This window comes from Shinella zoogloeoides, assembly GCF_030733845.1.
GTDB classification, from domain to species: Bacteria; Pseudomonadota; Alphaproteobacteria; order Rhizobiales; family Rhizobiaceae; genus Shinella; species Shinella zoogloeoides_C.
In genome coordinates this window covers 1,799,915-1,814,081 of record NZ_CP132311.1, presented here as the reverse complement: position 1 = coordinate 1,814,081, position 14,167 = coordinate 1,799,915, and the positions used below count along the sequence as shown (strand labels likewise).

The following is a 14,167-nucleotide window of genomic DNA, read 5'->3' as shown; positions in this document are numbered from 1 at the left end:
ATTCAAGGCGGATGAGGCTTTTGGCCGTTCGTTCGGTGACAGATGGCCGGCGAGCCGATAAGACAGGCGCATGTTGTCCCAAGCACGGGAAGATGCAAGAGACTTGACCACCGCTACCAACGCCACAGCCGAGATCGAGACCGAAAGCCTGCCCGGCAAGGGCGGGGAGATCTGGCGTCTTTCCGGTCAATGGGTGAACACGACGGCGGTGGGCGCGAGCCGGCGGCTTGCCGAGATCGCGGGCGGGCAGGGTGGTGCGCTGGAGATCGACCTCAGCGGCGTCGCCGAGATGGATACGGCCGGCGCCTGGCTGCTGCGCCGGGCGATCACCGAGCGGCAGGCCGGCGGCGCCGAGGTGAGCGTGCGGGACGGGGGCGGCGCGCACTATGCCGATCTCATCACCGCGCTGCCGGAAAAGCTCGCCGAACCGCGCGACGAGAAGGGGGCGCGCCAAACGCTCTTCGAACGCATCTTCGCGCCGGTCGGCCGCATCATGGTCGATGTCTGGGACGATGCGGTCGCGGCCATGTTCATCCTCGGCTCGGCCGTGCGCGGCGCGCAGTTGAAGCTCGGACGCAAGAGCGGTGGCTCGCCGGCGGCGATCGTGCACCAGATCGACCATATGGGCGTTCGCGCGGTGCCGATCATCCTTTTGATGTCCTTCCTCATCGGCGCGATCATCGCCCAGCAGGGCGCTTTCCAGCTTCGCTATTTCGGCGCGGAGGTCTTCGTCGTCGACCTTGTCGGCATCCTGCAATTGCGCGAGGTCGGCGTGCTGCTGACCGCCATCATGATCGCCGGCCGCTCGGGCAGCGCCATCACCGCCGAGATCGGCTCGATGAAGATGCGCGAGGAGATCGACGCGCTGAAGGTCATGGGCCTCAGCCCCGTCGGCGTGCTGGTCTTTCCGCGCCTCGTGGCGCTGACGGTCGCGCTGCCGCTTTTGACGATCATCGCCAATTTCGCCGCGCTCGGCGGCGCGGCCTTCGTCGCCTGGTCCTATTCCGGCATCACCTTCGAAACCTTCCTCTCGCGCCTCAAGGAGGCCATCGACCTGTCGACGGTGGTCTCGGGCATGATCAAGGCGCCGTTCATGGCGCTGATCATCGGCATCGTCGCCTCGGTGGAAGGGCTCAAGGTCGGCGGCAGCGCCGAATCGCTCGGCCGCCACGTCACCGCCGCCGTGGTGAAGGCGATCTTCGTCGTCATCCTCGTCGATGGCCTCTTCGCCATGTTCTACGCCGCAATCGACTTCTAGGGATGCATATGGCTTCGGTTTCGGCACAACAGGACGACGTGGTCCTTTCGGTCAAGGACCTGACCGTCGGCTTCGGCAGCAACATCGTGCTCGACAAACTCAACCTCGATATCTATCGCGGCGAGATCCTCGGCTTCGTCGGCGCGTCCGGCACCGGCAAGTCCGTGCTGATGCGCACGGTGCTGCGCCTCCTGCCGCGCCGCTCGGGCAATATCCGCATCTTCGGCACCGATTTCGACAAGGCCAGCGAGGCGGAGCGCCTGGCGCTCGACATGAAGCTCGGCGTGTTGTTCCAGCACGGCGCGCTGTTTTCGGCGCTGACGGTCAAGGAAAACATCCAGGTGCCGATGCGCGAATATCTCGACCTGCCGCAGGCGATGATGGACGAGCTGGCGCGGCTGAAGATCGAGCTGGTCGGCCTTGCCCCGGAGGCGGCCAACAAGTTTCCCTCGGAGCTTTCCGGCGGCATGATCAAGCGCGCGGCGCTGGCCCGCGCGCTGGCGCTCGATCCGGCGCTGGTCTTCCTCGACGAGCCGACCTCCGGCCTCGACCCGATCGGCGCGGCGGAATTCGACGAGCTCATCGCCAAACTGCGCGACACCCTCGGCCTCACCGTGTATATGGTGACTCACGACCTCGACAGCCTGTTTTCGGTATGCGACCGCATCGCCGTGCTCGGGCAGAAGAAGGTTCTGGTCGAAGGCACGATCGAGGACATGCTGGCCTTTGACGATCCGTGGGTGCAGTCCTATTTCCAGGGCAAGCGTGCGCGGTCGATCGTGCGAGAGGCATAAACATCCGGGACGGATCGTCCCGGCGGATGGAACTGCGAGTACGGAACCCGAAAGCATGGAAACGAAAGCCAACTACGCCCTCGTCGGTTTCTTCACCGTGCTGGTCATGGCCGCCGCCTTCGTCTTCGTCTACTGGATGTCGCAATATGGCCGCGGCGGCGAGATGGCGCAGCTCGCCATTCGCATTCCCGGCTCGGCGAACGGCCTTTCCGTCGGCTCGCCCGTGCGGTTCAACGGCATTCCGGTCGGCTCCGTGCGCAGCCTGGCCATCGATGCGGACGATCCGCGCTTTTCCGTCGCCATGACCGAGGTCTCGACCAGCGCGCCGGTCAAGCAGTCCACCACTGCCGTCCTCGAAGTGCAGGGCCTGACGGGCGCTGCCTATATCGAGCTCGGCGGCGGTAATGCCGACGATCCCAACATCCTGCGCCAGGCCTTCGACAACGAGACCGCCGCCATCCTGGAGGCCGAACAGTCGAGCGTGACGAACATCCTGTCGACCGCCGACAAGATCCTCAAGCGCGCCGACGCGGCGATCACCGACGTCCAGGGCTTCGTCGCGGATGCACGCGGGCCGCTCACCACCACCATCCGCAATGCGGAGCGATTCTCCGATTCGCTCGCCCGCAACGGCGAGAACATCGACGAGTTCCTGCAAAGCGTCGGCGGGCTTTCGGACACGTTCAAGAACCTTTCCGGCCGGCTCGATTCGACGCTCGCTTCGGTCGATTCGCTCATCAAGGCGGTCGATCCGAAGAAGGTCGAGGACTTCGTCAGCAATGTCGACAAGGTCAGCAAGGACATCGCGGACGCTTCGGGCGGCGTGAAGGAGACCGTCGAGACCTTCCGCAAGACGGCCGAGACCTTCGATACGTTCGGCAAGCAGGCCACGGCAACGCTCGACAAGGTCGACAGCCTGATGGCCGCGGTCGATACGCAGAAGATCGGCGGCGCGATCGACAACATCTCCGTCGCCACCGCCGACGCCCGCAAGGCCATCGCCTCCGTCACCGGCGTCGCCAACCGCATCGGCGCGCGGGAAGAGGATATCGACCAGATCATCACCGACGTGCAGCAGATGAGCAACAAGCTGAACGCCGCCTCCACGCGCGTCGACGGCGTGCTCGCCAAGCTGGACGGCTTCCTCGGGGAGGGCGATTCCGAATCGCTCTTTGCCGAAGCCAAGGCGACCCTGCAGTCGATCAAGCAGGCGGCGGACACGCTGAACGGCCGCATCGGGCCGATTGCCGACGGGCTCCAGCGCTTCTCGGGTTCGGGCCTGCGCGACGTCGAGGCCCTGGTGCTCGACACCCGCCGTACGATCCAGAATCTCGATACGGCGATTTCCGGTTTCGAGCGCAATCCGCAGCGCCTGCTCTTCGGCGGCGACACCGTGAAGCAGTATGACGGGCGCACGCGGCGCTGACTCGGGCCGCAAAGTGTGGCCCTATCCCCACAACGGCCGGTCGGCAGCGCCCGGACGCGAATTTGTCCGTCCGCTCAACCGTGACAGCGTGCTGTGCCGCTGCTACACAGGATTCGTCACGGTTCGAGGATGAAATGACGGTATCGGGTATGGAGTTGTTGCGGAACGGGACTGCGGCGCGCGCTGCTCTCATCGCCGTTCTGGCGGCAACGCTTGCCGCCTGCGGCAGCGGCCCGGCCAAGAACGATACGTTCAGCCTTTCCGCCACGGCGAGTGCCGTCGAAGGGCCTTCGGCCAGGAGCCGCCAGATTCTCGTGCAGCAGCCGTCCGCTCTGAAGGCGCTCGACAGCGAGCAGATCGTCATCCGTCCGTCGCCCTCCGAAATCCAGTATCTTGCCCAGTCGCAGTGGAGCGACAGCCTGAGCAAGATGGTGCAGGCCAAGCTCGTGCAGGCCTTCGAGAACACCGGCCGCCTCGGCGGCGTCGGCATGCCGGGCCAAGGGCTGGCGATCGACTACCAGATCGTCACCGATATCCGCTCCTTCGAGGTGCAGACCTCGGGCGGGGCGACGGCCGTGGTGGAGATTTCGGCAAAGCTGCTCAACGATCGCAACGGCACCGTCAGGGCGCAGAAGGTTTTCCGCGCGGCGGTGCCGGTCGGCGGTTCGGGCAGCACGGCCTTCGTGAAGGGGCTGGATGCGGCCTTCGCCGCGGTCACCGCCGATATCGTCGGCTGGACGCTGAAGTCGATCTGATCGCGCGATGCATCGACAAATAAAGGGCCGTGCGCAGATCGCTGCGCACGGCCTTGTCGTATCAGGCGGCTTCGACGCCCTGGATGGCCGAAACCTTCCAGTCGCTGCCGTTGCGGCGCACGAAGGTCCAGATCTCGACGGCTTCCGTGAGGTTGTCCGGATCGCCGGAGACCAGCTTGCCGGTCGAGCGGTCGCGCATCACATCGATGCTCTCGTAGCGCATGGCGACGGTGGCATATTCGTCGGCGCCCTCGCGCCAGGCTTCCGCGACGTCGCCCTGGACGAGGTGGATGTCGCGCACCTCGTTCTTCAGGCCCTGCGTGGCGTTGTCGCCGATCTCCTCGGCGAGATAGGACATGGCCTCCGGCGTGGTGATCTGGCGCAGCGTGCGGAAATCTTCCGCGGCATAGGCCGCCTGCAATTCCTTCAGCATGCTTTCGAACTGTTCGAGGTCGGCCTGCTTGACGCCGATCTCGTCGCCGCCCTTCGGCTGCGCTGCCGCCTGACGGCTGCCGCCGCCGATGCGCGGGATTTCGAAGTCCGAACCGCGGTCCTGGTAAGCGTTGCGCTGGGAGGCGGCTCCGGCATAGGCGGGCGCGTTCCTTTGGGCGAACATGCGGCGCAGGAACAGGAAGAGGCCGGCGATCAGCAGGACCTGCAGGATCAGGCCGAGGAAGCCGATGCCGCCGCCAAGTCCGTAGCCGAGCAGCATGCCGACGAGGCCGCCGAGCATCAGGCCGCCGAGAAGCCTGCCGCCGAAGCCGTTGAAGAAGCCGGGACGGGTATTGTTGGCGGTGGCGTTGCGGCCGGCAGAGGGCTGCGCGGACTGCTGGCGCGTCATCGTGCGGTCGATCGGCTGGGCATCGGTCGGCGCGGTGCGCGTGGTCGAGGGCGTCGAGAAGGTCCGGCTGCCGCGGCTGCCGAAACCGCCGCCGGCGCGGCGGGCCTCCGCCACATCCACCACCGTCATCATCACCATCACGGCCACCGCCAGCACTGCCAGCACACGGCCAAATCCCTGTATCAGAATCATCTTGTCTCTCTTCCCTTGCGCCTCGTGGCGCGTCGAAAGGGATATAGAGGGTGCGGGCCGGGATTTTAAGGCTTCCGCGGTTCAAAAGTGGGTGATGAGGCCATGCGCCGGTTGAGCCACCAAGGAAGGGCGGGCAAGTGAAAGACAAAGCTTAAAAAGCAAAACGGCCGCCTCATGGGCGGCCGTTTCGTGTTCCATTGCGGTCCGCTCAGTTGAAGCGGCCGGCGGCGTGGGCAAGCATGGTGTAGACCTTGCCGGTGTCCGACGTCAGATAGGTCTGCGTCATCACCTTGTCGCGGTCGTTGCGGGCGACGTCGGCGAGCAGTTTCTCGAAGTCCGAGATGTAGCGGTCGACCGCCGTGCGGAATTCCGGCTCGCGTTCGTACTTGCGCTTGATCTCGTCGAAGGTCTGCTGGCCCTTCAGCGTGTAGAGGCGGCGCGTGAAGACGTCGCGCTCGCCGCGCTGGTAGCGGCGCCACAGGTCGACCGAGGCATCGTGATCGATGGCGCGGGCGATGTCGACCGAAAGCGAGTTCAGCGATTCGACGACATGGCGCGGGTTGCGGTTGTCGGCCGGGCGGGCTGCCTGGCCTTCGCCGCGGGGCTGGGCGAACTGCGCCTCTTCCCGCGAGACGGCGCCGCGCAGCAGATCGCGCATCCAGCCGCCTTCGCCGGCCGCCTTGGCGTCGGCGCCTTCGGCCGGAACGGGCTGCGCCCGCTGCGGCACTGTAGCGGCGGCCGCGCGCTCGAGGCCGAGGCTGCCGCGAAGCTGCGCCGGTTCCTCGCGACGGGGTTCGACGCGGGCCTGCTGCACCGGCTGGGCCACCTGGGCGGCCTGCACCTGCGTCGCCTGAACCGCCGGGCGCGAGATTTCCAGTGCCGAGGAGGACTTGCCGATGATGTCGGAAAGGTCCTGCAGGGCCTTGATCTGCTCGCTGACGGCGCGGCGCATCTGGGCGGCGTTTTCCTTGGCTTCTTCCGGCAGGTCGAAGGCGCTGCGCTTCAGTTCGCCGCGGGTCTGGTCGAGTTCCTTTCGAATCTCGGAGGCCGCGCGGCGGATTTCCTCGGTCGCGCCGGAGAACTTGCCGATGGCCTCCTCGACCGCCTCGCGCATCGCTTCGCGCATGACGGTGGTGGCGGCTTCGGATTTCTTGCCGGATTCGCTGAGGAGGCGATCGACGTCGGAGAGCGAGGCGCCGACGCTGCCGCGCAGGCGGTCCGCCACTTCCTTGGTCCGTTCCTCGGCGCGCGTGAAGGCGCCCTCGACGGACTGACCGGCTTCCTCGCCGGCCTTGACCAGCGAATCGCGCAGCGTGTTGGCGGCGGCCTCGGCGCGCTTCTCGGTATCGCCGAGGATGCGGCCGACTTCGGCGAACGACGACTGGATGCCGCCGCGAAGATTGCCGGCGATCAGGTTCGAGCGCTCCTCGGCGCGGGAGAAGGCGCCTTCCACCATGCCTTCGAGCGACTGCATCGTCTTCTCGATCTCTTCCGAACGCTGGACGAGGCCGATGGAGAGCGAGCGCAGCGCGTCCTGACGCTCTTCCAGCGTCGAGACGAGGTTCGACTGGGCGGCGGCCAAGAGGTCGGAGGCCTGCGACAGGATCTTCGAGTGGTCCTCGAAGCGCCCGACGATGCCGCCGATCTGCGCGAGCGTACCGGCGGAAATGTCGGAGAGGCGATCGACCTTGCCTTCAAGGAGCCGCGAGGTGGTCGCGACCATGTCGGAAGCGCGCTCGGCGGAGGTGGAGAAGCGCTCTGCGGTCGTCGTCAGGCGGCCGTCGATGTCGCCGAGCGTCTGGCTCGCCGCATCGACGATGCCGGCGATCGCCCCGTTGCTTTCCGAAAGGCGGGCAATCAGGCTTTCCACATTCGCCTGCAGGCCGCTCTCGATCTCGCGCATCGTGCCGGCCGCTTCTTCCGTGCGGCTGGAGATGGCGGCGAGCGTGTCGGCCGTGCGGGCGGAGATGGCGTTGATCAGCGCCGCATTCTCGTTGCGCAGGCGTTCGGCGCTTTCGCGGGCGACGCCGGTGATGCGCTCGGCAGCCTCGCGGCCGACGGCGGCATAATCGTCGATGACCGGGCGGGCCTCCTCGTTGATCAGGCGCGAGAGCTCTTCCGTGCGGCTTGCCAGCATGGAGTTGAGTTCACGCGTGCGGTCGTCGAGCGCCGAGCGGATCGAAGCGCCACGGGCTTCCAGCGCCTTCTCGACATCGCCGAGGCCGGAGCGCAGCGACTGCGCCTGGCTTGCAAGCCGGCCTTCCGTCTCTTCGAAACGGGCGACGGCGGACGAGGTCGTTTCCTCGACGGCGCGGGCGAAGGCTTCGTTGCGGGCGGACAGGTTCTCGGCGAATTCCTCGCCGGTCTTGGCGATGGTCTCGGTGGCGCGCTGGGCTTCCGCGCCCATCTCCTGCGCCGCGCGGGAGACCGCGCCGCGCAGCGAATGACCGAGATTGGCAAACTGCTCGCCGGTCTTGGCGAGCGACTGGACCGAGCGGATCGCTTCGGCGTCCATGTCCTGGGTCGCCTGCGTCACAGCTTCGCGCAGCGTCTGGGCAAGGCCGGCAGCCTTGCCGTCGATGGTGCGGTTGACGCTGTCGAGACCGATGGTGAGGGCCTTGTCCATCGTGCCGAGGCGTTCCTCGATGCGGTCGGTCTTCTCGTCGATGGTCGCGGCAATGCGGTCGGCCGCTTCGCCCGAAATGCGCTCGATGTCGCCGGTGCGGCTGGCGAGCGTTCCATCGATGCGTTCCGCCGCTTCGCCGGTGACGCGGGCGATCTGGCTGGCACGTTCGGCAAGGGCGCCGTCGATGCGGGCGGCGGCTTCACCGGCGACGCGCTCGATCTGGCTGGCGCGGTCGGCGAGCGTACCGTCGATGCGGTCTGCCGCTTCGCCGGTGGCACGGATGATCTCGCTTGCACGGTCGGCAAGCGTACCGTCGATGCGTTCGGCGGCGTCGCCGGTGGCGCGGATGATCTGGCCCGTGCGGTCGGCAAGGGCACCGTCGATGCGGGCGGCGGCTTCACCGGCGACGCGCTCGATCTGGCTGGCGCGGTCGGCCAGCGTTCCGTCGATGCGCTCGGCAGCCTCGCCGGTCACGCGCTCGATGTCGCCGAGGCGGCCGGAGAGCGCGCCCTCGATGCGATCGGCCACATCGGCGCTGACACGCTCGATATCGCCGAGGCGGCCGGAAAGCGCGCCTTCGATGCGGTCAGCGGCCGTGGCGCTGACGCGTTCGATGTCCCCGACACGGCCGGCGAGGGCGGCGGCGATGCGGGCGGTCGTCTCGTCGCCGATGCGGTCGACTTCGGCGATCGGGCGGGAGAGGGCGTCGGAGACGCGCATCGACACGTCGTTGCCCACGCGGTCGAGATCGACAAGGCGCTCGGACAGCGTGTCGGAAATGCGGGCAGCGGCGGTGTCGACGATGCCGGAGACATTCTCGACGCTGTGCTCGATGCGGGCCTCCAGCCTGCCGAGGTTTTCCTCCAGCCTGCTGCCGGTCGTGTCGAAGCGGGTGGCGACGCTGTCGACCGTCTGCTCCATGCGGGCGCCGAAGGCATCGGCGGCCTCGGCGATCTTGGACGTGGTCTCGCCGAGGCGTTCGGCCACGGCGCCGGCGCTCTCGCGCACGCGGTGGTCGAGCAGGGCGGCGCTGCCGTCGATGGTGCGGCGCAGGTTCTCCTCGTGCTGCTCCAGCGTCATTTCCAGCATGCCGGCGCTGGTGGCGATCGAGGTGCCGATGGAGGTGGCCTGATCGTTGAGCGTTTCGGCGAGCTGGTTGCGGCCCTCGGAAATGGCGAGGTTGATGGCGTTGATGCGGTCGTCGAGCGTGGTGCGGATCTGCTCGTGGGTGGAGACGAGCGAGCCGGCAAGCTCGGACGCGCGGCCCGAAAGCGCCTCGGCGATCCCGGCGGCGCGGCCGGAGAAGGCGTCGGCGAATTCGGCGGCCTGGCCGTGCAGAACGCCGCCGAGCTGCTGGCTGCCTTCGGTCAGCACGCTTTCGACGCGGGTCGCGGCGGAATCGATGGCTGCCTGCATGGAGCCGGCGCTGTTCGACAGTACCGAGGCGAGGTTCGCCGTGCGGCCGGTGATGACCTCGTCGATCTGGCGGGCGGCGCCCGTCAGCGCGCTCTCGACGCGGCTTGCCGCCGAGCCGACGGAACCTTCGAGCTGGCTGCCCGTCTCGTTCAGCATGGCGGAGAGGGCGGCGGTGCGCTCGGTGAGCGCGGTGTCGAGGCGGTTGTGGCTTGCCGCGATAGTGGAGGTGATCTCGTCGGCGCGGGCGCCGAGCGCATCTTCCATGCGTTCCTGGGCGGCCTGGATGTCGGTGGCGATGGCCGTGCCGCGCGAATCGAGCGCCTGGGTCAGGCGGCGCTCGCTGCTGGAAATGCTCTCCACCAGCGCGCTCGCGCGGGCGCCGAGCGCTTCCTCCATGCGTTCCTGGGCGGCCTGGATGTCGGTGGCGATCGACGTTCCGCGCGAATCGAGCGCTTCCGTCAGGCGGCGCTCGCTGCCCGAAACGCTCTCGGCCAGTGCATCGGCGCGGGCGCCGAAGCCGGTTTCGATGCGGTTCTGCACGTCGGCGAGGCCGCCGAGCAGCGCTGCGGACTTTTCCGAGAGCGCGGCGCCGACGCGTTCATGCGCGCCGGTGACGGCCTTGGTGATGGCCTCCGCCTGGCCGGAAACGGCGCTTTCGAACACTTCCTGGCTGGTGCCGAGGGTCGTGGCCAGCGCGAAGGTCTGGTCGGTGAGCGTGTTGCCGAGGCGGTCGATGCTGGTGGTGAGGATGCCGTCGAGAGCGTCATGGCCGCTGGCGACCGTCTCGTTGATGCGGGCGAGGCTTTCCATCAGCTTGGAGTCGAGCGAGCCGGCGCGCTGGTCGAAGGCCTGGGCGAACTCTTCCACACGCTGGTCGAAGGCGCTGGCGATCTGGCCGACGGTCGCCTGCATGCGCTCGTCGAAGAAGCCGGAACGCAGGTCGAGGTCCATGACGGTGTCGTCGGCGGCATTCTTCAGGCTCTGGCGGAACTGCGCGCCCTTTTCGTCGAGCGCGGCGTTCATCGATTCCAGAACGCGGTCGAGGCCGCCGGTCACGGCCTGCTGGCCGATCGACAGGCTCTCGCTGATCTCGCGGGTGCGGGCGATCAGCGTCTCGTTGAGCTGCTTGGCGCGCTCGTTCAGCGCCGCGTTCAGCTTCTCGGTGTTGGTATCGAGCGAGGAGGCGCGCGTCTCGAACTGCTGCAGCAGGTCGCGGCCGCGCGAATCGAGGCTCTGCGTCAGCTGGTCGAGGCGGCTGTCGAACTCGTTGGCGAGCGCGACGCCCGAGGAGCTGAGCGTCGACAGCAGGCTATCCGTGCGGGCCGAAAGCATGGCGCCGATGGTCTGCGTCGCGCTGTCGGACTTTTCCATCAGCATGGCGGCGCGGGTGTCGAGCATGGAGGCGAAGGCCTCGCCCGAGGTCGCGATGCGCGCGGTGATGCTGTCGCCGGCGCTGACCAGCTCGTCCTTGAGCTGCTCGTGCGCGCCGGAAATGGAGGAGCGGATGCGCTCGGCATGGCTGACGATCGCCTCGCGCTCGGAGCCGAGCTCCTGCACGAGCGTGCGCACACGCATCTCATTGTCGGAATAGGAGCGTTCGAGCGCGTTGACTTCCGAATGCACGAGGGTTTCGAGTTCGGTCGCGCGGGCGATCGTGCGCTCGATGCCTTCGTTCATGGCCGAGACTTCGCGGCGCACAGCCTGGCCGACGGTCATGATGCGGTCGGTCGCGACGGTTTCCGGCTCGGAAAGGCGCAGGGCGACCTCGGCCATCGAGCGGGCGGCGCTGCGCAGTTCATGGGCGCGCGCGATCATGATGGCGAAGGCGAAGAACAGCATGATCGGCATGACGATCGCGACGAGCATGCCGATGGCGCCGGGCAGGGCGACGAGGGCGGAGATCGACCGGATCTGCCAGATCTGCGGGGCGTAGAGAAGGTTCGCGACGCCGAGGCCGCCGATTATCCAGAGAACGGAGGCGAGGATCGCCATGCGGATCGGGCCGCGGGATGAGCGCATGTCCAGCGACTTGAGGATCGCGGCCGGCGTCTTGCGCGAGCCGTCGTTCGCGGGGGTGAAGCTGGGGGTCTTGGGCGCGGGTTCCGGGTTGAGGGTGCGTGCGGTCTCGCCGGAGAGCGGCTGGTTGGCCGGCATTTCCTGCGTCTTGTTCGCAGCACGGCCTGCCGGTTCGGACAAGCGAGCCTCGGAAGCGTCCTTCGTGGAAGGCGTCTCGGGCACCAGATCGTCAAAGTCGATCTTGAGTGCCTCCTCGAGGGCCTGGAAGGCCTTTTCGTCGATCGACTCGGTGGACTTGTTCGTCGCCATGCGGTTACGCCTCGTTACCATGTCCGGGATCGGGCTTCATACGCTCTGCCGCTGCTCAGGCGCATTCGAACCGTCCGGTTGGTGGCCGGTCTTGCTGCATACCCTCATGGCAAACAGCGTCCGGACCCCCGTTCATTCCAAATTCGCTCGATAAACCGAAAAGGCGAAAGGGTGTATCTCCGCCAACGGCTTATCCACCGGGACTATCCGGTCGTATCGTAGTGACACATTAGCCTGTATCACACAATTGATTGCCATCTCCCTTCGCCCGAAACTTAACAGGAAGTTAATTTCGCGCGATTCTGTATCGCAATGGAAAACTTGAGAAAAAGGCTATTTTTCAGCCGTTAACCATAGTTTGCGATTCATGCCCACTTTGCGCCTCCTTTTAATCGGATAGGCGCGCCGGTCCCGCAGAATGATGGCCCCCCGAGTTCCCGGCGAACGAGGGCGCGAAGCATAATCCCAGACCGGCATCTGCGTGCATCACAACGAAACAGCGTACGCAGCGTATATAAGGATATTGGCAAATGGCAGCGCTCAACATCGCATTCGAGGCCCCCGACAATGCGGGCGGCATGTGTCCCTCAAAGGAACGGCCGATCGATATGGTACACCTTGGCCGCCAGACGATGGGCGACAAGGCGCTTGAACTGGAAGTGCTGCAGATGTTCGCGCGCCAGGCCCGCGAGAGCATGAAGGAACTGGCCGGCTCGCAGGGCGCCGCCCGCGCCGCCGTCGCACACCGTCTGAAGGGCTCTGCCCAGTCGGTCGGCGCCGATGCCGTCAGCAAGGCCGCCGGCGCGCTCGAGGACGATCCGGCCGATGCCGCCGCGCTTGCCGCCGTCACCGCGGCGGTGGTCGAAGCGGAAAACTTCATCCTGAAGCTCTGCCGCTGATCGTCGCATCCCGGCCGCTCTGGAACTGGCGCGGCGGGAAAAGCCGATGGCGCGCCGGGGCCTGCAAGGCCCCGGCCGGCGCGCGATGTTGACTGGGGAGGGGTTTTGTTGGAAACAACCGCCGGAAAACCGGCGGCTCCCACCATCCTCCGCCGGCCAGTCATTCGCCCGCTGCGGGCAGCCCTAGAGCATTTCCAGTGAACTCCGCTCACTGGAAATGCTCTAGATTGTTGTGTTTACCGCATTATCGACGCCGAAGCGAAGTCGCTTCGGCTGGAAATGCTCTAGAATCCGGAAGCCATCATGAGCAAACTCACCATCGTCGCCTTCGACGGCACCCGCCACGAACTGGATGTCGCCAACGGCTCCACGGTCATGGAAAATGCCGTGCGCAACTCCGTGCCCGGCATCGAGGCGGAGTGCGGCGGCGCCTGCGCCTGCGCGACCTGTCATGTCTATGTCGATGACGCCTGGAGCGCCACGGTCGGCCCGCCGGAAGCGATGGAAGAGGACATGCTGGACTTCGCCTACGACGTCCGCCCCACCTCGCGCCTCTCCTGTCAGATCAAGATGTCGGATGCGCTCGACGGGCTCGTGGTCCACGTGCCGGAACGCCAGGCCTGACATCGAAACGGAACAGGATAGCGCGATGGACGCCGGCGCCGATACCGATGTGGTTCTGGTCGGCGCTGGCCCGGTCGCGCTGTTCTCCGTTTTCCAGCTCGGGCTCTACGGGCTGAAATGCACGCTGATCGACAGTCTCGACCGTGCGGGCGGCCAATGCGCCGTGCTCTATCCCGACAAGCCGATCTACGACGTACCGGGTTTCCCCAAAATCGACGGGCTGGAACTGACCGGCCGGCTGCTCGAGCAGATCGCACCCTTTTCCCCGGCCTTCCGCTTCGGGACGACCGTCACCGGTTTTGCGCAGCAGCCGGACGGGCGCTTTCGGGTCGATCTTAGTGACGGCACGGCGATCGGCGCCAGCGTCGTGGTCGTCGCGACAGGGCTTGGAACCTTCCTGCCGGGGGCAGGCGAGGCCTCGCTGGAGGCCGGCCCGGCGCCCGGCTGGCTGCTGGAGCGCAGCAAGGATGCCTTCATCGTCGATCCCGAACGTTTCGAGACGTCGCAGCCCGGCATCTTCGCCATCGGCGATGCCTGCCACTATCCGGGCAAGCTGCGGCTGATCCTGTCCGGCTTCCACGAGGCGGCGCTGATGACGCAGGCGGTGCGGCGCATTTCGTTTCCCGGCGGGCGCACGACGCTCGAATATACGACCTCCTCTTCCCGCCTGAAGAAGAAGATCGAAGGCGCGGCCGCTTCGAAAGAATAGATGATCAAAAAAGAGCCTCGCCTGTCGATGAGGACGAGCGAGGCCAGGAGGGCGCATCGCAGACAGGAGAGGGAGGAAACACCTGCTGCTTCTATTGGGACGCGCCAGGAGAACCTGTTACGAACCGTTTCATGCAACTTCGGGAAGGAAACCATCTTCCCGTTCACTGTTGAATTGAAGATACGGTGATTTGCGCATTTGCGCTATGGCTAGAATTCACCACTGATTTTGCACATGCAGCATTGTCCGGCGCTTGAGCCGTTCCGTTTGCACTGAAGCATCTTTTGGAAATACATGCCCTG

Annotated in this window: 9 protein-coding genes; 7 read left to right on the top strand and 2 right to left on the bottom strand. The window is 66.4% G+C overall.

The window, feature by feature from the left end:
- Positions 1–103 precede the first annotated feature (103 nt).
- From Q9316_RS10110 to Q9316_RS10095, 4 genes are all read left to right on the top strand, one after another.
- Positions 104–1,258, top strand: coding sequence for an ABC transporter permease (locus Q9316_RS10110; RefSeq protein ID WP_371877982.1), 1,155 nt, complete (start codon positions 104–106; stop codon positions 1,256–1,258).
- Between the two features lie 8 nt (positions 1,259–1,266).
- A complete protein-coding gene (locus tag Q9316_RS10105) occupies positions 1,267–2,052 on the top strand; it encodes an ABC transporter ATP-binding protein (protein ID WP_306035036.1) in 786 nt (261 codons plus the stop codon).
- Positions 2,053–2,107: 55 nt separating this feature from the next.
- On the top strand, positions 2,108–3,478 hold the full coding sequence (locus Q9316_RS10100; RefSeq protein WP_306035035.1) for an MlaD family protein: 1,371 nt from the start codon (positions 2,108–2,110) through the stop codon (positions 3,476–3,478).
- A 134-nt stretch (positions 3,479–3,612) separates the two neighbouring features.
- The gene (locus Q9316_RS10095; RefSeq protein ID WP_371877981.1) at positions 3,613–4,233 is read left to right on the top strand and encodes an ABC-type transport auxiliary lipoprotein family protein; all 621 of its coding nucleotides are present in this window, start codon (positions 3,613–3,615) and stop codon (positions 4,231–4,233) included.
- 61 nt (positions 4,234–4,294) lie between these two features.
- Here the strand turns inward: Q9316_RS10095 and Q9316_RS10090 are convergent, their stop codons facing one another.
- Together Q9316_RS10090 and Q9316_RS10085 are read right to left on the bottom strand one after the other, a co-directional pair.
- Positions 4,295–5,266, bottom strand: coding sequence for a Tim44 domain-containing protein (locus Q9316_RS10090; RefSeq protein ID WP_306035034.1), 972 nt, complete (start codon positions 5,264–5,266; stop codon positions 4,295–4,297).
- 208 nt (positions 5,267–5,474) lie between these two features.
- Positions 5,475–11,633, bottom strand: coding sequence for a kinesin (locus Q9316_RS10085; protein ID WP_306035033.1), 6,159 nt, complete (start codon positions 11,631–11,633; stop codon positions 5,475–5,477).
- Positions 11,634–12,163: 530 nt separating this feature from the next.
- On the opposite strand from Q9316_RS10085, the gene Q9316_RS10080 reads away from it, so the two are divergent.
- The 3 genes from Q9316_RS10080 to Q9316_RS10070 all read left to right on the top strand — a co-directional run bounded on the left by Q9316_RS10080 (position 12,164) and on the right by Q9316_RS10070 (position 13,865).
- Positions 12,164–12,532 carry an Hpt domain-containing protein gene (locus Q9316_RS10080; RefSeq protein ID WP_306035032.1) on the top strand — a complete coding sequence of 123 codons (369 nt, stop codon included), beginning with the start codon at positions 12,164–12,166 and terminating at the stop codon, positions 12,530–12,532.
- Positions 12,533–12,835: 303 nt separating this feature from the next.
- Positions 12,836–13,156, top strand: coding sequence for a 2Fe-2S iron-sulfur cluster-binding protein (locus Q9316_RS10075; protein WP_160856616.1), 321 nt, complete (start codon positions 12,836–12,838; stop codon positions 13,154–13,156).
- A gap of 25 nt (positions 13,157–13,181) precedes the next feature.
- Positions 13,182–13,865 carry an NAD(P)/FAD-dependent oxidoreductase gene (locus Q9316_RS10070; protein ID WP_306035031.1) on the top strand — a complete coding sequence of 228 codons (684 nt, stop codon included), beginning with the start codon at positions 13,182–13,184 and terminating at the stop codon, positions 13,863–13,865.
- Positions 13,866–14,167: the final 302 nt, after the last annotated feature.